The organism is Methyloversatilis discipulorum, from assembly GCF_000527135.1.
GTDB lineage: Bacteria > Pseudomonadota > Gammaproteobacteria > Burkholderiales > Rhodocyclaceae > Methyloversatilis > Methyloversatilis discipulorum.
On record NZ_AZUP01000001.1, the window covers coordinates 2162921 to 2183168 of the forward strand.

18 protein-coding genes are annotated in these 20248 nt (G+C 67.3%); 12 read left to right on the forward strand and 6 right to left on the reverse strand.

Annotated features, from left to right (window positions below; genetic code table 11):
• Positions 1-85: 85 nt before the first annotated feature.
• Genes METFAM1_RS0109990 through METFAM1_RS0110005 form a run of 4 tightly spaced genes read right to left on the reverse strand, consistent with a single transcriptional unit; the run spans position 86 to position 3079 of the window.
• The gene (locus tag METFAM1_RS0109990; protein ID WP_019919471.1) at positions 86-967 is read right to left on the reverse strand and encodes an MlaA family lipoprotein; all 882 of its coding nucleotides are present in this window, start codon (positions 965-967) and stop codon (positions 86-88) included.
• Between the two features lie 32 nt (positions 968-999).
• Positions 1000-1476 (reverse strand): outer membrane lipid asymmetry maintenance protein MlaD, encoded by a 477-nt coding sequence (mlaD, locus tag METFAM1_RS0109995; RefSeq protein ID WP_019919472.1) that lies wholly within the window; start codon positions 1474-1476, stop codon positions 1000-1002.
• The gene (gene mlaE, locus METFAM1_RS0110000) at positions 1473-2261 is read right to left on the reverse strand and encodes a lipid asymmetry maintenance ABC transporter permease subunit MlaE (protein ID WP_019919473.1); all 789 of its coding nucleotides are present in this window, start codon (positions 2259-2261) and stop codon (positions 1473-1475) included. Before mlaE ends, mlaD begins: the two co-directional genes overlap by 4 nt.
• Positions 2258-3079, reverse strand: a complete 822-nt coding sequence (locus tag METFAM1_RS0110005) for an ABC transporter ATP-binding protein (protein WP_019919474.1) — start codon at positions 3077-3079, stop codon at positions 2258-2260. The genes mlaE and METFAM1_RS0110005 overlap by 4 nt, the downstream gene beginning before the upstream one ends.
• Before the next feature lie 106 nt (positions 3080-3185).
• Here METFAM1_RS0110005 and METFAM1_RS0110010 point away from each other — a divergent pair, with 106 nt between their 5' ends.
• The 12 genes from METFAM1_RS0110010 to METFAM1_RS0110065 all read left to right on the forward strand — a co-directional run bounded on the left by METFAM1_RS0110010 (position 3186) and on the right by METFAM1_RS0110065 (position 17548).
• Positions 3186-4610, forward strand: coding sequence for a sigma-54-dependent transcriptional regulator (locus METFAM1_RS0110010; RefSeq protein WP_019919475.1), 1425 nt, complete (start codon positions 3186-3188; stop codon positions 4608-4610).
• Between the two features lies 1 nt (position 4611).
• The gene (locus METFAM1_RS0110015; RefSeq protein ID WP_019919476.1) at positions 4612-5988 is read left to right on the forward strand and encodes an ExeA family protein; all 1377 of its coding nucleotides are present in this window, start codon (positions 4612-4614) and stop codon (positions 5986-5988) included.
• 109 nt (positions 5989-6097) lie between these two features.
• Positions 6098-7879 carry a type II secretion system protein GspD gene (locus METFAM1_RS0110020; RefSeq protein WP_232419721.1) on the forward strand — a complete coding sequence of 594 codons (1782 nt, stop codon included), beginning with the start codon at positions 6098-6100 and terminating at the stop codon, positions 7877-7879.
• On the forward strand, positions 7876-9117 hold the full coding sequence (locus tag METFAM1_RS0110025) for a tetratricopeptide repeat protein (RefSeq protein WP_019919478.1): 1242 nt from the start codon (positions 7876-7878) through the stop codon (positions 9115-9117). Before METFAM1_RS0110020 ends, METFAM1_RS0110025 begins: the two co-directional genes overlap by 4 nt.
• A gap of 4 nt (positions 9118-9121) precedes the next feature.
• Positions 9122-10858 carry a GspE/PulE family protein gene (locus METFAM1_RS0110030; RefSeq protein ID WP_019919479.1) on the forward strand — a complete coding sequence of 579 codons (1737 nt, stop codon included), beginning with the start codon at positions 9122-9124 and terminating at the stop codon, positions 10856-10858.
• 4 nt (positions 10859-10862) lie between these two features.
• Positions 10863-12065 (forward strand): type II secretion system F family protein, encoded by a 1203-nt coding sequence (locus METFAM1_RS0110035; protein ID WP_019919480.1) that lies wholly within the window; start codon positions 10863-10865, stop codon positions 12063-12065.
• Positions 12065-13588 carry a hypothetical protein gene (locus tag METFAM1_RS0110040; protein ID WP_019919481.1) on the forward strand — a complete coding sequence of 508 codons (1524 nt, stop codon included), beginning with the start codon at positions 12065-12067 and terminating at the stop codon, positions 13586-13588. Before METFAM1_RS0110035 ends, METFAM1_RS0110040 begins: the two co-directional genes overlap by 1 nt.
• Complete coding sequence (locus tag METFAM1_RS0110045; protein WP_019919482.1) at positions 13585-14187, forward strand: hypothetical protein; 603 nt, start codon at positions 13585-13587, stop codon at positions 14185-14187. Before METFAM1_RS0110040 ends, METFAM1_RS0110045 begins: the two co-directional genes overlap by 4 nt.
• Positions 14184-14588, forward strand: a complete 405-nt coding sequence (locus METFAM1_RS0110050; RefSeq protein WP_019919483.1) for a hypothetical protein — start codon at positions 14184-14186, stop codon at positions 14586-14588. Before METFAM1_RS0110045 ends, METFAM1_RS0110050 begins: the two co-directional genes overlap by 4 nt.
• On the forward strand, positions 14585-15484 hold the full coding sequence (locus METFAM1_RS0110055; protein WP_019919484.1) for a hypothetical protein: 900 nt from the start codon (positions 14585-14587) through the stop codon (positions 15482-15484). The genes METFAM1_RS0110050 and METFAM1_RS0110055 overlap by 4 nt, the downstream gene beginning before the upstream one ends.
• A complete protein-coding gene (locus tag METFAM1_RS0110060; protein ID WP_019919485.1) occupies positions 15481-16194 on the forward strand; it encodes a type II secretion system protein in 714 nt (237 codons plus the stop codon). Before METFAM1_RS0110055 ends, METFAM1_RS0110060 begins: the two co-directional genes overlap by 4 nt.
• 40 nt (positions 16195-16234) lie before the next feature.
• Positions 16235-17548, forward strand: coding sequence for an adenylate/guanylate cyclase domain-containing protein (locus METFAM1_RS0110065; RefSeq protein ID WP_019919486.1), 1314 nt, complete (start codon positions 16235-16237; stop codon positions 17546-17548).
• 372 nt (positions 17549-17920) lie between these two features.
• Here METFAM1_RS0110065 and METFAM1_RS0110070 read toward each other — a convergent pair whose 3' ends face one another.
• Complete coding sequence (locus tag METFAM1_RS0110070; protein ID WP_019919487.1) at positions 17921-19057, reverse strand: porin; 1137 nt, start codon at positions 19055-19057, stop codon at positions 17921-17923.
• 379 nt (positions 19058-19436) lie between these two features.
• Entirely contained in the window at positions 19437-20093 is a 657-nt protein-coding gene (gene folE / locus METFAM1_RS0110075; protein WP_232419723.1) for a GTP cyclohydrolase I FolE, read from the reverse strand.
• Positions 20094-20248: the final 155 nt, after the last annotated feature.

Consider the following 20248-nt stretch of genomic DNA (forward strand, 5'->3'; position numbering starts at 1 on the left):
ATGTGCTCCCGGAAAAGAAAGAGGCCTGTCGGAACGCGACAGGCCGTGATGACCGCGCTGCCCGGCGTAGCGCCGGGCTTGCCGATCAGAACGAGACGGCTGCGGTGTCCACCGATTCGGTGGCCGGCTCGGACGCATTCGCTGCATCAACGTCCGACTTCTCCGGCGCGCCGACAAGCATCATCGTCCACGTCGATTCGAGCGGTTCCATCGTCAGAAGGTTCGCGCTCGGCAGCGACGCCGAGTCATCCGCCTCGCGCGGCGGGTTGCCGTCATGGATGGCACTGCGGCGATGCTGCAGGTAAGCGTCACGCACGTAGGCGTATTTGTCGATCGCTGCCGCTTCGAGCGCATCCTCTGCCTTCAGCAGGTTGGCACGGGTGTCGATGGCGCGCAGCGCGATGGCGGTGTTGCGGTAGCCGCGATGACCGTCGGCGTCACGCACCGGATCGACATAGATGTCCGCAGCCAGACCGAAGGTGTCGCGCACGGTGCGCGGGCCGAGAATCGGCAGCACCACATAGGCGCCATCGCCGACGCCCCAGCGGCCGAGGGTCTGACCGAAGTCTTCCTCGTGCTTTTCGAGGCCCATCGGCGTCGCGACGTCGAACAGGCCGAGAATGCCCAGAGTCGAGTTGACCAGCACGCGGCCGGCATCCGACAGCGCATCGACCGGCTTGCCCTGCAGCAGGTTGTTCACGCCCGTCCACAGGTCGGCGATGTTGGCGAAGAAATTGGATACGCCGGTCTGCACTGGATCCGGCATCACGAAGTCGTAGCCCTGGGCGACCGGCTTGATCACCGCCTTGTCGACCGTCTCGTTGAACGAGAACATCGCGCGGTTGTAGCCTTCGATCGGATCCTTGGGATTGCCCGAGGTCGCACAGCCAGTGAACAGCGCGGCTGCAGCGGTGGCGGCAAGCACCGAGCGGATGTTGAGATTCGACTGCTTGTTGGTTTTGGTCATCTGTCGGGCTTCCCGGCTATGCATTCGGTACGTCACTGCTCGGGAGCGGTCGGGCTCTCGGCAGCCTTGTTGAACATGAACTGGCTGATCAGCTTTTCAAGCACCACTGCAGACTGCGTCTTGGTGATGGTGGCACCGGCCTGAAGCATTTCGGCGTCGCCACCGACTTCGAAACCGATGTACTGCTCACCCAGCAAACCCGAGGTCAGAATGGTTGCGAAGGTGTCGCGCGGGAAACTGTAGCGCTTGTCCACATCCATTTTCACCACGGCGACATACAGATTCGGGTCAAAAGTGATTTCCGTCACCCGGCCCACCACGACGCCCGAGCTTTTGACGGGCGCACGCGGTTTCAGGCCGCCGATGTTATCAAAGTTGGCTTGCAGCCTGTATGTCTCCCCGATGTTAGCGGACGCAAGGTTGCCGACCTTTAGTGCCAGAAACAACACTGCAGCCACGCCGACGGCGACAAAAACACCGACCCACAGGTCGAGAACGGTACGGTTCATCCATTGCCCCTGAACATGAAGGAGGTCAGCACAAAGTCCAGCGCCAGAATGGCCAGCGCCGAATTGACGACGGTACGGGTGATCGCCCGCGACACGCCCTCGGCGGTGGGCGCCGAGTCATAACCTTCAAAAACCGCGATCAGCGCGACCGCGAAGCCGAAAACGACGCTCTTGATGACGCCATTCACGATGTCGTAGCGGAAATCGACCGACGCCTGCATCTGCGACCAGAAAGCGCCGTCATCGACACCGATGAACACGACGCCGATGAACCAGGCGCCAAACACGCCCATGGTCGAGAACAGGGCGGCCAGCAGTGGCATCGAAATGACGCCCCCCCAGAAGCGGGGTGCAACGACGCGGGCGATCGGGTCGACCGCCATCATGTCCATCGCCTTCAGCTGCTCGGTCGTCTTCATCAGGCCGATTTCGGCAGTCAGCGCCGAGCCGGCGCGACTGGCGAACAGCAGGCCGGCAACGACCGGGCCGAGTTCGCGCACCAGCGACAGTGCGACCAGGATGCCCAGCGCCTCACTGGAACCGTAGCGTTGCAGCGTTTCGTAGCCCTGCAGGCCGAGCACCAGGCCGACGAAGAAGCCGGACACCAGGATGATGATGAGCGACAGCACGCCGGTCGAGAACACCTCGCGAATCGTCAGCTGAAAGCGCGCGAACGAAGTGCCCGAGCGCAGCAGGATGGCGAAGAAGAAGCGGGTGGCGAAACCCAGCCGCCAGATGCCATCGACGGTGCGGGCGCCCATGGCGCGGAACACGCGCGCGATCATGAACGGACCTCCATCAGGGCCTTGCGGTAGTCGTCGGTCGGGTAGTGGAAGGGCAGCGGCCCGTCGGTTTCGGCATTGACGAACTGCTTCACGAAGGGGTCGGTCGAGGCACGGATCTCGTCCGGCGTACCTTGCGCCACTACCTTGCCGCCGGACAGGAAGTAGATGTAATCAACGATTTCCAGCGATTCGTGCACGTCGTGCGTCACCATGATGGAACTGGCGCCCAGCGCGTCATTGAGCTTGCGGATGAGCTGACCGACCACCGCCAGCGAGATCGGATCGAGACCGGCAAAGGGCTCGTCGTACATGATGAGCATCGGATCGAGCGCCACCGCGCGCGCCAGCGCCACCCGGCGCGACATGCCGCCGGACAGCTCGTTCGGCATCAGCTTGTGCGCGCCGCGCAGACCGACCGCGTGCAGCTTCATCAGCACCAGATCGCGGATCATGTCTTCCGGCAGATCGGTGTGCTCGCGCAGCGGGAAAGCGACGTTGTCGAAAACGGTCAGATCGGTGAACAGCGCGCCAAACTGGAACAGCATGCCCATGCGCCGGCGCAGCGCGTACATGTCGCGGCGCGACAGCTTGGCCAGATCGTGCTCGGCCACCTGGATGCGGCCGGCGGTCGGCTTCAGCTGACCGCCGATCAGGCGCAGCAGTGTCGTCTTGCCGCAGCCGCTGCCACCCATGATGGCGACGAGCTTGCCGCGCGGAATGCGCAGATTGATGCCGGTCAGGATGGGCCGCTTGTCGTACGCGAAGTCGACACTCGACAGGTCGACCAGAATGTCTTCGGCCGGAGGGGAAGCGGACACGAGCGCGGAACGGTCTTGTGGTAAAGGTCGCGGATTGTAGCAGACGCGCCGGCCGGCCCCGCCGGGCGGAATCCACCGCTGCGCGCTGCGCTATGATGGCCGGCACATGCCGAATTCAGCCCGATCCCCTGCGAGCCGCCCAGGTCTGCTCATCGTCGACGACGATCCGCTGATTGCCGACTCGCTGTCCTTCCTGCTCGAAGCGGATTTCGACGTGGTCAGTCACGCCTCGCGTGCTGCCGCCATCCAATGGTTGCGCGAGCAGCCGGGGCCGCCGGCGCTGGCGCTGATCGATCTCGGCCTGCCACCCGACCCGCACCGACCCGATGAAGGTTACGCGCTGATCGCCGACCTGCTGGCGCATTCGCCGGACACGCGCATCGTCGTGCTGTCGGGCCAGGGCGAGGAGAAGGTCGCGCGCCACGCACGCGCACTCGGTGCCACCGAATTCGTCGCCAAACCGGCGCAGCCGCAGGCGCTCAATGCGCTGCTGCGCCAGCTCGCCCGGACCTGCCGCGAGGAAGACGCGCCTGCCCTGCCGGCCCTGATCGGCGTCAGCGCGCAGATGGAACGCCTGCGCGCGCAGATCGAGCAGTACGCAAGCCTGCCCTACCCGGTGCTGATCGAAGGCGAATCCGGCACCGGCAAGGACATCGTGGCCAACCGCCTGCACGCCGTCGGCGGCGGCGACCGCCCCTTCCTGGCGCTGAACTGCGCGGCGATCTCGCCCAGCCTCGTCGAACCGACGCTGTTCGGTCACGCCCGCGGCGCCTTCACCGGCGCGCAGTCGGCGCGCGCCGGCTATTTCGAGGAAGCCGCCGCCGGCACGCTTTTCCTCGACGAGATCGGCGAACTGCCGCTGGACCTGCAGGCCAAGCTGCTGCGCGTGCTGGAGAACGGCGAGTTCCAGCGCGTCGGCGAAACCCAGTTGCGGCGTTCGAACGCACGCATCGTCGCCGCCACCAACCGCGACCTCGGCGCCGAAGTGCGCGCCGGCCGCTTCCGTTCCGATCTGTATCACCGGCTCAGCGTATTCACCATTTCGCTGCCGCCGCTGCGCGACATGGGCGAAGACCGCCTGCGCCTGCTCGACCATTTCCGCAGCCAGTTCTGCGCTCAGCTCGCCCGCCCGCCCTTCGCGCTCGACGCCGCGGCGCGCGCTGCCTGGCTGGATTACGGCTTTCCCGGCAATGTGCGCGAACTGCGCAACATCGTCATCCGCCTCGCCACCAAATACCCGGGGCAGGAGGTCGGGCGCGAAGCCCTGCTCGCCGAGTTCGATCCGACCATACGCAGCGGTGCGGCTGCGTGCCAGGACGGCGACCTGATCGACATCGCCACCGCAGAACTGCGTGCCGGCGGCTTCCGCCTTGACGCCAAGCTGCGCGAATGGGAATCCGCCTATATAGATGCGGCAATGCGCCTGGCGCGCGGCAACGTCAGCGCGGCGGCACGCCTGCTCGGCATCGCGCGCACCACGCTGTACCACCGGATGGAAGCGCCGGACGGCGACGCCGGCGGGCAGGACTGACATGTATCTCGACCACTTCGGCCTGCGCGAAGCGCCCTTCCTGATCACACCGCACGCGGATTTCTTCTTCGGCGGCGCCAATCGCAGCGCGCTGCTCGACGCACTGGTCTATGCACTCGGCCGCGAAGAGGGGCTGGTCAAGGTGAGCGGCGAGGTCGGCACTGGCAAGACCATGCTGGCGCGCGTACTCATCGGCAGACTGCCGCCGCACCTGCGCGCGATCTATCTGGCCGATCCGCTGATGAACCGCGGCGAGCTGCTGGCCGTGCTGGCCGACGAGCTGGGCTGCGTCGATGCCGCCGGCGACAGCGCTCACCGCATGCTGCGCGCGGTACAGCAGGCGCTGGTCGCCGAGTTCGCAGCCGGTCGGCAGATCGTGCTGCTGATCGACGAAGCGCACGCGATGCCGGCCGACACGCTGGAACAGATCCGCCTGCTGTCCAATCTCGAATCCGAGCGCCACAAGCTGATCAAGATCGCGCTGTTCGGCCAGCCGGAGCTCGACGCGCTGCTTGACCGGCCGGATATGCGCCAGCTGAAAGACCGCATCACGCAGCACTTCCGGCTCGACCCGCTGGCGCCGGACGACGTCGCGACCTATATCGATTTCCGCATGCGTGCCGCCGGCTATCGCGGCCCGGCGGTGTTCGAGCGGGCGGCGACGTCGCGCATCGCGCGCGACTCCGGTGGTCTCACCCGACGCATCAACGTGCTGGCCGACAAGGCCCTGCTCGCCGCCTTCGCCCGCAACGCGCACGCGGTGACGCTGGCCGACGCGCAGCGCGCGGCCGCGGACACGCAGACGCGCGCTGACCTGCCGCCACCGCGCACGGCAGCAGGCAGCGCGCTGCGCCTGCTGGGCGCAGTCGCGCTGCTCGGCGCCGGCTACCTGCTCGGCCGCAACGAGCGGGTGGCCGAGCCGCCGGTCGCCGACGTCGTGGCCGCCCGCGCAGAGGCGATCGCAGCGACACCGCCGGCGGCGACGCCCGCACCGGCCAAACCGCCGGCGAGCGCGCAAGAACCAGCCACGCCACCCGCGCCGGCGTCTGCCGATCCGCTGGAGTCGCTGCTGGCGGCGAGCCGGACCTGGTCGACCACGGCCCCGGGCGAGCGGTGGTTCGTGCAGCTGATGTCGGTGCCCGCCGGCCGCGCCGATCATGTGCTGGACTACGTACGCCGCGCCGGCCGCGCGCTCGATCCGCAACAGCTGCGCGCCTACCGCACGGACGGCGCAGGCGATGCGCAGCTGGCGGTGATCTACGGCGATTTCGCCGATCTGCGCAGCGCGCAGCAGGCGGTCGACGCGATGCCCGACTGGATACGCGGCACGCGACCGGTCGTGCGCCAGCTGCGCAGCCTGCGCACCGACGCTCAATGACGTTGGAATTTATCGTGTACGATGGCCCGCGCATCATCTTGATCCGCCAATGATTGCGCGTACCATCCTTTCCCGAACCCCGTCCGCCATCGCGACCATGACCGCATCGATGCGTGCTGAACCTGCCGACACCCGGGCCGGACGGCCCTCCCGTCACTGCCGCATCGGTCTGCTCGGCGCCTTGATGGCGCTGCTGACCGGCTGCGCCGTACATGCGCCGCAGCCGGCCTCGACCGCCCATGTACTGGCCGACAAGCCCGCGGCACGACCGGCCGACGACATCCCGCCGCCGGTCACCCGGCCGCTCTCGCCACCGCAGCCGCAACCGCGACACAAGACCGAGACCTACAGCGTGGTGGTGAACCAAGTGCCGGTGCGCGAACTGCTGTTCGCACTGGCGCGCGACGCACGGGTCAACGTCGACATCCACCCGGGCATCGAAGGCGCGGTCACGCTGAACGCGATCGACCAGACGCTGCCGCAGCTGCTGGCGCGCATCGCCCATCAGGTGGACATGCGTTTCGAACTGGACGGCCAGAACCTGGTGGTGATGCCGGACGCCCCCTTCCTGCGCAGCTACCGCGTCGACTACGTGAACATGTCGCGCGACGTGACCGGCGCGGTATCGATCAACACGCAGATCGCCTCGACCAGCTCGGCCGCGGTCAGCAGCGCCGGCGGCGGTGCCAGCGTCGTCGGCACGGGTGCTACGGCGGCCGGCAACAGTTCGAGCACGCGCATCGAGAACGTCGCGCGGAATCGCTTCTGGGAATCGCTGGAACGCAACATCCGCGACCTGCTGCGCGAGACCGACAAGCTGCTGCCGGCGGAGAGCAGCGAAGCGCCGGTGACACCGGTGGCCGGTGCCGAGGGCACGGCAACGCCGCCTGAACGGCGGACCACCTTCCGCGAAGCGGCAGCCGTCATCCTGAATCCCGAGACCGGCGTCATCAATGTGCGCGCCACCTCGCGCCAGCACGAGAAGGTGCAGGAATTCATCACCCAGGTGACGCGCATCGCGCGCCGTCAGGTGCTGATCGAAGCAACCATCGCCGAGGTGCAGCTGACCGACAACTACCAGCAGGGCATAGACTGGACCGCCTTCGCCGGCGGCGGCAAGCGCGGTGGCGCGACGCTGTCGCTGAACACCACCTCGACCGACTTCACCACCAATCAGCCCTTCGCCATCGGGCTCGGACGCAACCGCGAACTGTCGGACAGCATCAAGCTGCTCGAAACCTATGGCGACGTGAAAGTGCTGTCCAGCCCGAAACTGTCGGTGCTGAACAACCAGACTGCGCTGCTCAAGGTGGTCAACAACATCGTCTACTTCGAAATCAAGTCAGACGTCGTCGCCAACACCAATACGCAGGCGGTGCGCAGCTTCACCGCGACGCCGCGCTCGGTATCGGTCGGCCTGGTGATGGCGGTGACGCCGCAGATCAGCGCCGACGGCTTCGTGCTGCTCAACGTACGGCCGACGATCTCGCGCAAGGTGGGCGACGCGCAGGATCCGACGCCCGACCTCAGCGCACCCAATCTGGTGCCAGTCATCCAGACGCGCGAACTCGAGTCGGTGATGCGCGTGGCCAGCGGCGAAACCGCCGTGCTCGGCGGGCTGATGCAGGACGAGATCAATTTCCGTCGCGACAGCATTCCGGGCGTGTCGGTGCTGCCGATACTCGGCCCGCTGCTGTCGGCGCGCAACGAAACCTCGCGCAAGACCGAACTGGTGGTGCTGATCCGCCCGGTGGTCATCGCCGACGCCAGCCTGGACGGCGACTACGCGCCGCTGAGCAGCGCGCTGCCGGGTCGCGATTTCCTGACGCCGACCTTTCCGCCACCGACGCTGCAGCCGCCGAAAGCGCCGATCGTGGAGCCGGCGCCGTGAGCCTACTGCTGGAGGCGCTGAAGAAGGCCGAGGCGGCCAAGCGTCGCGACGATGAAGGTGGCGGCGAAACGTCCCCGGCCGAGCCGCCACCGGCGCCCGCCACCCCGCGCATCACGCCGGCACACGAGCTCGAACTGATCGACGACGAAATCGCTCAAGCCGCCCGCTTCGCCGGGCTCGACGTGCCGGAACCCACGCCGTTCGTTGCGCCGCCCGCCAGTCCGGGCAGCGAGGCCGCGCGTCTGCTGTTCGATGCGAAGAAGCCGGCCGCTCGCCCGTCCTCCCTGACCTGGCTGCTCGGCAGCGGCGCGCTGCTGTTGCTGTGCGTCGGCGGCTGGGTCGCCTGGCAGCTGTCGTCGCTGGACAGCGGCCGGTCCGCGCCTTCGATACCCGCAGCGGCCTCCGTCGCGGCCCCGATGAACACGCCCACGGCCGAACCGGTACAGCCTCCGGTCGAACAATCTCCGGTGGCCGTCGCCACCCCGGCCGCTACCGCACCTGCTGCCGAGCCGGCCGCCCCGAGCCGGCCCGCGCTTCCCGTAGCCGCGCTCACCGCGCCGGCGGTGCCGGATTCGTCCCGTTTCCTGTCCGGTCAGCTGACGGCAAACCCGCCGGCGGTCGAGGCGCCGGCGCCGGCACCCGCCGCCGCGCCGATCCGCATCACCCGCAATGCACCCGCCGTGCCGCAGGACGTGGCCGATGGCTATGCCGCCTTCCAGGCTGGCGAGTTCGACCGCGCCCGCGTCGCCTACGAACGCGCGCTGCGCGCCGATCCGCGCAACCCCGACGCGCTGCACGGCCTCGCCGCGTTGGCCCAACACCGGCGCGACGAAGCCGGCGTTCGCCAGCTGATGCGGCGCATCGCCGAAGTAGATCCGTCGGACACGGCCGCCCGCGTCGCACTCAGCGACAACGTCGACCCGGCGGTCCAGGAAGCACGCCTGCTCGACATTGCGGCCGCGCAGCCGAAATCGGCCGCCGCGGCCTTTGCGCTCGGTTCGCTGTACGCATCGCAGGCGCGCTGGCGCGAGGCACAGCAAGCCTATTTCAACGCCTACACGCTGGCGCCCGAGCAGCCCGACCACGCCTACAACCTCGCCGTCAGCCTGGACCAGCTGCGCCAGCCCAGACTCGCTCTGCAGTACTACCGCGAGGCGATGTCGCTGCGCGCGCAGCAGGCGGCAGCCTTCGACGCCGACGCGGTCGCCACCCGCATCCAGTCGCTGGAGGCGCGCTGACGCGATGAATGCACCGGTCAAACCGCAACGCCAGCCGCTTGGCCAAATGCTGCTGGCCCAGGGACTGGTGTCAGAGGACCAGCTGCGTATTGCGCTGCAGGAGCAGCAGCGGCAGAACATTCCGATGGGCCGGCTGCTGGTGCAGCTCGGTTTCGTCAGCGAAGCGACGCTGCGCGACGCGCTCGGCGTCACGCTGGGCAAGCGCACGGTCGACCTGACGCACGCGCTGGTCGATGCCGACGCGCTGCGCCTGGTACCGCAGGCGCTGGCCAAGCGCCACCTGCTGCTGCCGCTGAATTACGCGCCAACCGCGCGCCGGCTGACGGTCGCAGTGTCCGACGTGAACGACATCGTCGCCCTCGACCAGCTGCGCGCGCTGCTGCCCGAAGGCATGGACCTCGATACCGTGCTGGCCGGCGAAACCGAGCTGGCGCACGCGATCGACCAGGCCTACGGCCACGAACTGTCGATCGAAGGCATCCTGACCGAGCTGGAAACCGGCGAGGTCGACTACCGCGCGCTGGCCGCCTCGGCCGACGAATACAGCCAGCCGGTGGTGCGCCTGATCGACGCGCTGCTGACCGATGCCGTCAAGCGCGAGGCGTCCGACATCCACTTCGAACCGGAAGCCGGCTTCCTGCGCATCCGCTACCGCATCGACGGCCTGCTGCGGCAGATCCGCGCGCTGCACCGCTCCTACTGGCCGGCGATGGCGGTGCGCATCAAGGTGATGGCCGGCATGAATATCGCCGAAATGCGCGCACCGCAGGACGGCCGCATTTCGCTCACGGTCAGTGGCCGCGCCGTCGATTTCCGCGTGTCTTCGCAGCCGACGCTGCATGGCGAGAACATCGTGCTGCGCATTCTCGACCGCGCGCGCGGCATCGTGCCGCTCGACGGCCTCGGTCTGGCCGAGTCGCAGCTCGACCAGCTGAAACTGATGATCGCGCGGCCGGAAGGCATCATCCTCGCCACCGGCCCGACCGGCAGCGGCAAGACCACCACGCTCTACTCGGTGCTGAACCACATCAATTCCGAAGGCGTGAACATCATGACGCTGGAGGATCCGGTCGAGTACCCGATGGCGCTGATCCGCCAGACCTCGGTCGCCGAATCGGTCAAGCTCGACTTCGCCAACGGCGTGCGCTCGATGATGCGGCAGGACCCGGACATCATCCTGGTCGGCGAGATCCGCGACGCCGAAACCGCCGACATGGCCTTCCGCGCCGCGATGACCGGCCACCAGGTGTATTCGACGCTGCACACCAATTCGGCGCTGGGCGCCATTCCGCGCCTGCTCGACATCGGCATCCTGCCGGACATCATGGCCGGCAACATCATCGGCGTGATCGCGCAACGCCTGCTGCGTCGGCTGTGCATCTATTGCCGCCGTGCGCGCGCGGCCGAACCGCACGAAGTGCATCTGCTCGGTGTGCGCGACGGCAATCCGCCGGACATCCACGATGCGGTCGGCTGCCCGGCCTGTGAATTCACCGGCTACCGTGGCCGGCTGGCGGTGATGGAACTGCTGCGCATGGATTCGGACCTCGACGAGCTGGTCGCCCGCCGCGCCACCGCGCGCGAACTGCGCAACGCGGCACGCGCCAAGGGCTTCCGCACGCTGGCCGAGGACGGTCTGCGACGCGTGCTCGACGGTTCGACCTCGCTGGAGGAACTGGCACGCGTGGTCGATCTGACCGAGCGCATGAGCCAGGGCGGCCCCGACTGGTACGCGAGATAGCACGGTGGCCATCTTCTCGTACAAGGCGATGAACGCGCAGGGCCGCATGGTGTTCGGCCGCATGGACGCCGCCAATCTGGTCGATCTGGAAATGCGCCTGAAGCGCATGCAGCTCGACTTCGTGAACGGCCAGCCGATGAAGCACGCGCAACCGCTGTTCGGCCACAGCCTGCCGCGCATCGAACTGATCAATTTCAGCTTCCATCTGGAACAGCTGGTGCGCTCCGGCGTACCGCTGATCGAAGCGCTGACCGACCTGCGCGACTCGACCGACCACCCGCGCATGCGCGAGATCGTCGCCTCGCTGGTCGAAAGCATCGAGGGCGGACGCTCGCTGTCGCAGGCCATGGCGGAGCATCCGTCGGCGTTCAGCAAGGTGTTCTGCGCGCTGGTGCGCGCCGGCGAACTGACCGGCAACCTGCCGGAAGTGCTGCGCGAGCAGGTCGAGGCTTTCAAGTGGGAGGACGAACTGGTGTCGCAGACCCGCCGCCTGCTCACCTATCCGGCCATCGTCGGCACCTTCCTGCTGCTCGTGATCGGCGTGCTGATGCTGGTGGTGGTGCCCGATCTGGCGCGCTTCTTCCGCAACACCGGGCTCGAACTGCCGCTGCAGACGCGCATCCTGATGGCTACGTCGGAATTCCTGCAGGTCTGGTGGCCGGCGCTCATCCTGCTCGTCGTGCTGGCAGTGATCGGCGGCGCGTCACTGCTGCGCTTCAACCCGGCGCTGCGCCAGCGGGTGGACTGGATCAAGCTCAATCTGCCGGTGGTCGGTCCCATCCTGCACAAGGTGGTGCTGTCGCGCTTCGCCAGCATGTTCGCGATGATGTACGGCGCCGGCATCCCCATCATCGACGCCGTGCGTACGTCGGAGGACGTGGTCGGCAACGAGGCGGTGCGCGACTCGCTGCGGCGTGCCGGCATGCTGATCGGCCAGGGCCAGAACGTGACCGCCGCCTTCCAGAGCGTGGGCCTGTTCCCGCCGCTGGTGGTGCGCATGCTGCGCGTCGGCGAAAGCACCGGCGCACTCGACCGCGCGCTGCGCGAGGTGTCCTACTTCTACACGCGCGATGTGCGCGAATCGATCGCCCGCGCGCAGGCGGCGATGGAACCGACGCTGACGCTGGTGCTCGGCCTGCTGCTGATGGGCGTCGCCTTCTCGGTGCTGGGGCCGGTCTACGACATGCTGACCCGGCTGAAGATCTGATGCCGCGCCGCCACGTGCTCTATCTCGACGCCACGCAACTGGTCGCCTGGGGATGGCGGTCCGGCGAGGTGACACTGCGCGGGCGTTTCGCCAACGACGCCGAGGGCCATGCGCAGTTCGCCGAGTTCCTGCGCCAGCGCCGCGACAGCCTCTTCCTGCTGCTGTGCGATCTGGTGGACGAAGCCTTCGTCGCCGAAAACGTGCCCTTCGTCCGCGGCGGCGACCGCGTGTCGCTGCTGCGGCGCAAGCTGGCGCAGCATTTCTTCGGCACCCCTTTCACCTGCGCGCATTCTCTCGGCCGGCTGCGCAGCGGTCGCCGCGACGAGCAGGTGCTGTTCTGCGCGCTCACCCGCCCCGCTCATCTGGAGCCCTGGCTGGCGGCGCTGCGCGGTGCGGAAGCGGCCCTGAGCGGCATCCACAGCGTGCCGCTGGTCAGCGAGCCTATCCTCGACCGGCTGCGCCTGACCGAAGGCCAGACCTTGCTTCTGGGCATCAGCCCGGCCGGCGTGCGACAGAGCTTCTTCGAGGGCGGCCGGCTGCGCTTCTCGCGCCTCACGCCGCTGAGCGCGCTGTCCAGCAACGACCTGCCGCGGGCCTGCGCCGAAGAGGCGCGGCGGCTGCATCCCTATCTGCTCGGCCAGCGCCTGATCGCCCGCAACACGCCGCTGACCGTGCGCGTGCTGGTACCGCCGGCAAACATGGACGACTTCGCGCTCGCCTGCCGGTCGAATGACACGCTGCAGTTCGAACTGATAGACAGCGCACAGGCGGCTGCCCGCCTCGGCCTGCGCCCGCCGCCGCAGGACATGAACAGCGAAACACTGTTCGTGCAGGCGCTGATGCGCAGCACGCCGGCGGAACAGTTCGCGCCGTCGGCCGAACGACGCTTTCACCGCCTCTGGCTCACCCGCTTCGCGCTGCGCGCCGCCGGCAGCGTCGCGCTGGCGGCCTGTCTGCTGTTCTCGGCGCACAGCGCACTCGACAGCTTCGAAATGCGACAGGACACGCTGCGCCTGAACGACGACGCGCAGCGCGCGCAGCGTGCGCGCGCCGACATCATCCGCCGGCTGCCGCCGACGCCGGTACCGCTGGACACGCTGCGCGTCGTGCATGAGCGCAGCCTGCAGATCGAACAGCGCAGCGCGATGCCTGACAGCCTGATGCGCGAGCTGGGGACGGTACTCGAACAGCTGCCGCAGGTGACGCTGGACAAGCTCGAGTGGCGACTCGCCACCGACCCAGCAAACGCGAACAGCGGTGTCCTACCGCCGATGCGCGCCGAGCTGATCGTGCACGCCCACCTGCCGGAGGAATTCGGCGTGCAGCAACGACGTGCGCTGGAGGTGGTCGACGCGCTGGCCGGCCAGTTGCGCGCACGCCCGGGATTGGAGGTTCAGGTGCTGCGCCAGCCCTTCGATCTCGAATCAGGCCAGGTATTGCGCGGCGGCACGCGCACCGAGCAGACCGACGCCGGAAATGCGCCGCCCTTCTCGCTGCGCATCAGCCGGATGCTGACGCCATGATCAGGCTGGAAGATCTGCGCAAGGCGGGCGGCAGCGCCCTGCTGGCCCTCGCGATGGCACTGGCCGGCGCCGCAGCGGTCTGGGCCAGCACGCGCCTCGCCGGTGACGTGCGGCAGGCGCACGAGCGCGCCTTGGTCGCCCGCACCGAGGCGCAGCGCGCACTCGCCGGCGCACGTGCCGAAGAAGCGGAGATCGCCGCCAAGATCGACCGCTTCCGCCATCTGGTCGAGCGTGGCGCGGTCGGCACCGAACAGCGACTGGCCTGGGTGGAACTGATCCGCGACGCGCGCGCGCGCCACCAGCTTGGCGCCGTCGATTACGAGTTCTCGCCGCAGCGCCCGCTCGACCCGCTGATCGCACCGCCGGATGCCGATCAGCTCGAAGCCGCCGGCAGCACGCTGCGCATCCGCATGCCGCTGCTGCACGAGGGGCAGCTGATCGCGCTGCTCGACGACCTCGCATTCAACGCGTCAGCGGTCGTTCGCGTGCGCGAATGCAGCGTCACGCGCGCCGCCGTCGCCGGTGACGCCGAACAGCTGGTGGCCGACTGCCTGCTCGACTGGATCACCTTCCGGCCACGCCAGGGAGCGGGCTCGTGACGCGGCACGCGCTCGCTCTGCTGCTCGTCGTGCTCTGCGGCGCCGCTGCGGCGCAGCCGCTGGGCAGACTGTTCTACAGCGACGAGGAACGGGCCCGGCTGGACGCCCGTCGCGGTCAGCCGGTCGACAACACGGCGCCGCGTCAGGTCGGCACAGTGCGCCACGACGGCGTCGTCACCCGTTCGTCCGGCCCGCCGACCTGGTTCGTCAATGGCGCGCCGGCCGATGGCGAAACGCTGTCGGCGCTGCCGGCCCGTACCGTCGGCGCCACCCTGCAACTGAAGGGTGCCGACGGCCGCCCGCTGCGTCTGCGTCCGGGCGAGCAGGCGACGGTGGACGAAGCCGGCGCAGCCGCACCCTCCGGAGCCGCCATCGACATCCGCCCGGGCCACACGCGATGAAACGTCGTCAGCGCGGCAGCGCATTGCTGATCGCAGTCGGTCTGCTCGGCCTGCTGGCGATGGCCACGCTGGCGCGCGCACTATCGGCGCCGCCTGGCGCCGAAGCGGCGCTGGCCACCGAGCGCGCGCTGGCGCGGGCGCGCGAGGCGCTGATCGCCTACGGCGCGCTCGGCAATGCAGCCGGCAGCCACGACAATTCGCCAGGCGCCCTGCCCTGCCCCGACCTCGACAATGACGGCGTATCGGACCTCAACTGCAGCGCGCACATCGGCCGCCTGCCCTGGCGCACGCTGGGCCTGGGCCCGCTGCTCGACGGCGCTGGAGAGTGTCTGTGGTACGCCCGCAGTCCGCGCTACGGCAACAACATCCAGACCAGCGAGCGCGGCACGTCGGCCAACAAACCGGCACTGAATCCGGCCACACCGGGCGAGATCATCGAAGTGAACGCAGAAGGCACCACCGGTCGCCAGTTGGCGGCGGTCATCTTTGCGCCTGGACTGCCGCTGCCTGGCCAGCAGCGCGGCGCGGTCAGCGGTCTGTCCGGCTGCCGCAGCGGCGAGCTCCCGCAGTTCCTGGAGGATGTCGAGGTCGGCGGCACGCCTCGCCCGCACAGCAGCGGGCTGAATGCGGTGACGCTGCTCGCTGGCGACGGCTTCAACGACAGCGTGCTCGGCATGGACACACCGCGCCTGTTCGCGACCGCTGGCGCGCGCGTGCTCGGCGACATCCAGCTTGCGGGCGGCACGCCTCCCCATGCCTGGTGGACGCAGAATCTTTGGTGTACCCAGGTGTGCGTCACCGCAAGCAGCGGTCGCGTCACGCTGGCTGACGGTACCTTCATCGTGCGCGCGCTCGGCGTCTTCCCGGCGTGCGCCAGCCCATGCAGTGGAACATGAAAACAGAACGCGGATTCACGCTGGTCGAGATCGCGGTGGCGCTGACCATCATCGCGCTGCTCAGCGTCGGCGCGATCGGTACGCTGCAGATGGCCATGCTGCGCGCGCGCATCGCCGAAACGCAGGACGCACTGCGCGAGGCACGCGAGGCGGTCACCGCCTACGCGGTCGCCAACCGCTCGCTGCCCTGCCCCGCCGTATCGGCCACCGACGGCACCGAACAGAGCCGCGCCGGCGGCAGTTGCGCCAGCCGGCGCGGCCTGTTGCCGTGGACGACGCTGGGCGTACGCGGACTCGACGGCTGGGGCAACAGGCTTGGCTACGTCGTATCGTCCGGAATGGTGAAGAGCCCGGCCGGGCGCATCGCGCTCAGTGACATCGGCAGCATAAAGATCATCGCGCGCGACGCGGCCGGAACACCTTCCGAAATCGTCACCCAGACGGCGGTCGCCTACGCGCTGTGGTCGCATGGCGAGAACGGCCGCGGCGCGACGACTGCGGTCGGCACACTGATCGCCGACGATTCGACGAGCAACATTGACGAAGACGCGAACAGCTCCCAACCCGCAAATGATGCCGACCAGACGCTGTATGCGCGGGAGGGCAGCAGCAGCGCGGACGCGGTCGGCGGCGAATTCGACGACCTGGTGCTGTGGGAATCGCGCTACGTGCTGTTCGGCCGCATGATCGCTTCGGGGCAGTTGCCATGATCCGGGGCGTGACACTGATCGACCGTCCAGAACGCCCGCGATGAGTACCGGCTTCTTCACCCGTCTGCGCAGCGGCGGCATCCTGCCATCGGACAGCGCCGACGAGCGCCTCAACAAGTCGCTGCTGGTATTGGCAACCGGCCTGGTCTGCGTCGCCTCGACGCTGTGGCTGGCGGTCTACTGGAGCCTGGGTCCGCAACTATCGGCCACGCTGCCCTTCGCCTATCAGCTGCTGCTGGCGGGCAACCTCGCCCTCTTCCTGTACGGCGGCAATTTCCGTCTGTTCCGCAGCACCCAGCTCGGACTTTTCCTGTTCGCGCCCTTCGTTGCGCAGTGGGCGATCGGCAACTTCATCACCGCCAGCGGCATCCTGCTGTGGGGCCTGCTGGCACCGATAGGCGCCATCCTGTGCATCGGCGCGCGCGAGGCGCTGGCCTGGTTCTTCGCCTACGCCTTCCTGGTCGCGCTGACCGGTTTCTTCGACTACTACCTCGCCGATGCCGCGACCTACCGCAACGCACTGGTGCCGGTCGAAACCAGCGTCGTGTTCTTTGCGCTGAACTTCCTGGCGGTATCGAGCATCGTGTTCATGCTGCTGCGCTTCGCCATCGAACAGAAACAGATCATCGCGCGCCGGCTGGCCGAGGCGCACACATTGCTGGAACAGGAACAGGAACGTTCGGAGCGACTGCTGCTGAACATACTGCCGGGGCCGGTCGCCGAGCGTCTCAAGCAGAACGAGAAGAACATCGCCGACGGCTTCGCCGACGTCAGCGTCATGTTCGCCGACATCGTGAACTTCACCCAGGTCGCCGCCGGCATGACGCCGTCACAGGTGTTCTCGATGCTGAACCGCGTGTTCTCCCGCTTCGACGAACAGGCCGAGGCGCGCGGCCTGGAGAAGATCAAAACCATAGGCGACGCCTACATGGTGGCCGGCGGACTGAATTCCGGAAATGCCGACTACACCGCCGCCGTCGCCGACCTCGCACTTGAAATGCGCGACTGGCTGCGTAACCAGACCACCGGCACCGGCGTGCTGCTCGATCTGCGCATAGGCATAGGCACCGGCCCGGTCGTCGCCGGCGTCGTCGGCAAGAAGAAATTCATCTACGACCTGTGGGGCGACACGGTGAATCTGGCCAGCCGCATCACCACCGAGGGCGTCCCCGGCATGGTGCAGGTCGATACCGCGACCTATCTCCGGCTGCGCAGCCGCTACGACTTCCACGAACCGCAAACGCTCTACCTGAAAGGCAAGGGCGACACCGTGGTGTATAGGCTGATCGGGCGCAAGGAAGACAGCTCACAGCTGAGGACGGACAGCGTGGACATCCTGCTTGATGCGGGGTGAGCGGCGTCGGTGTGAGAGCAACCCCGCGCAACTCGATCGGCTAACGAGGGCTGACAGTTTGCGGCGCGATCGTGACGACGATCGCTACGACATGTCGCGCCACGATCCAGCTGGCTGATCGGCCCCGCAGCATCGGGACACCCGCGTCGACATCCGGCTTACCAGCGGCTGGCAAGCGTCTCCAGGCATTGATCCGCGCCTCGGCATGCATCCATTCCACCAGCGATAAGCGCCGCCAGCTCATCCAACAGATGAGCCCGGAGGTATTCCTGCCATCCCGATCACTGATCGAATCGGCTCGATGTTGCAGGTCAACGAAAAACGGGCGCCCGAAGGCGCCCGTTTGAGCACGACTTTCTGATCGGAAACCGATTAGAAGGTGTGAGCGAGACCGACGTTGAAGCCGGAATCGCCGTAGCCGGTGCCGTTGGCGCCGCCCGAACCCGTGCCATTGCCGCCGGCAGCGTTCTTCGAGATGCCGCAACGGGCCAGATCGTCGTTGTTGATCTTGGCGTAGGTTGCGTACGCGGTGGTGCGCTTCGAGAAGGCGTACTCGCCGCCGATGCCCCACTTCGAGCAATCGCTGTCAGCAGCGCGATCGTCGTTAGCCTTGACGTACGAAGCCTTCAGGGTGATGTTCGAGGTCACCGGAGCCGACACACCGATCAGCCAGCCGTCGCCGTTCGAAACAGCCTTCGAGGCGGTGTCGTCACCTTCGGTGCTTTCGTAGTAGGCCGACAGCTTGGCCACGCCGAAGTCGTAGCTCGCGCCAGCAACCCACAGGTCGAATTCGAAATCGCTGCCGCCCACACCGGTCTTCTTGATCTGGAGGTTTTCGTAGTCGAGCAGCAGGCTGATCGGGCCGTTGTCATACATTGCAGCAACGGCGTACAGCGGGGTGTCGCCGTACTCAACGCTCTGCGTCGCGATCGCGCCCGAACCTGCTTCAGACAGCAGCGAAGTGGTGTACGCAGCCAGGAACTTCAGGCCGGGGGCCAGTTCCGGGGTGATGTACACAACGGCGTTGTCAGCACGGTCAGCCTGGCCGAGACCCGAGGTCACGCCAAACAGCGAACCGGCGTTGGCAACGGTCTGGTTCTTGAACGGGTCATACTTGCCGACGAAGGAGTAACGGGCACCATCAACGCGGCCGCCGAGGGCGGTACCGAACGCACCAGTCAGACCAATCCAGCTGTGACGGTTGGTGGTAGAACCGAACGAGGTGCCACTGTCGCCCGAGAAGCCGAATTCGAATTCGTAGATGGCCTTCAGGCCGTTGCCCAGGTCTTCCGTACCCTTGAAGCCGAAACGGTTGGTGCCGAGGATACCGTCTTCAAAATCGTTCAGACGACCAACGCGGCCACCTTGAGCGAGGCCACCGCTGTCACCACCGCGGGACATGAAACCGTAATCGACACGACCGTAGATGGTCACGTTGGAAGCTTCGGCCATGACGGCGGCCGGGGCGAGCGCTGCGGCGATGGCAGCGGCAAGCAGTTTCTTGGACATTACGCAAATCTCCTCTTGCGATGATAGTGGGTGCCCGGATCGTATTCGGCCTCGCGGCCGCTGCACTGCCGGGCTACACACCTTCGGAGCTTCAGAAGGTGTGGCGGACTGTACCGAAGCAGCAAAGTCGGCCGCAAGCCATGCGTTGAATTACGTATGCCCCTGGATCAAGTCTTGTGGTTTTTGCGCAACAGGGCGAACTCAAGCCAAGGCGGCGGGGCGGCGCAGGCCCGGTGCCCAGCAGGTAGCCGACTGCATCGAACCCGGCAGCATCGGAACCATGTCGCCGGTCACTTCTTACAGGGGTCGCGGGCACAAAAAAGCCCGGGCGATCTACACCCGGGCTTTTTGCGTCCGCGATGCGGACCACTGCGCGAATTCAGACGCCGCAGCTGCCGCTGCCGCCGGAACGGCCGATCAGGTCGAAGAACTCGCGGCGGGTGCGCGCATCGTCACGGAACAGCCCCAGCATGCGGCTGGTGACCATGGCCACGCCCGGCTTGTGCACGCCACGCGTGGTCATGCATTCGTGCGCGGCCTCGATCACGACCGCCACGCCGCGCGGCTGCAGCACCTCGTACAGCGTGTCGGCTACCTGCACGGTCATCTTCTCCTGGATCTGCAGGCGCTTGGCGAACACCTCGACCAGCCGCGCCAGCTTGGAAATGCCGACCACGCGGCGATCCGGCAGATAGGCCACGTGCGCGGTGCCGATGATGGGCACCATGTGGTGTTCGCAGTGGCTTTCGAAGCGGATGCCGGTCAGCGCGATCACTTCGTCGTAGCCCTCGACTTCCTCGAAGGTGCGGGACAGGATTTCGCGCGGATCTTCAGCGTAGCCCGCAAAGAATTCCTCGTAGGACTTGACCACGCGCTTGGGCGTATCGATCAGGCCTTCGCGCGTCGGATCGTCGCCGGTCCAGCGAATCAGGGTGCGAACGGCCGCTTCGGCTTCTTCGCGGGTCGGACGACCGGTGTCAGTGCTCTTCATGTTCTTCCTGTACTTATATATATGGTGGATCGGCGGCCGGCTCATGCCCGCCTTCGGCGACCCGGACCGGTCATGGTGGCGGTGCAGGTCCGGGTTTTCAAGAGGTTTGAGCACTCTGTGACCCTTGATATGGCGTTTTTGCTCCCCAGATTGAACAGCGCTAGGGTCTGTTGACCTTGAATCGCGAACCGGGTTTGCAG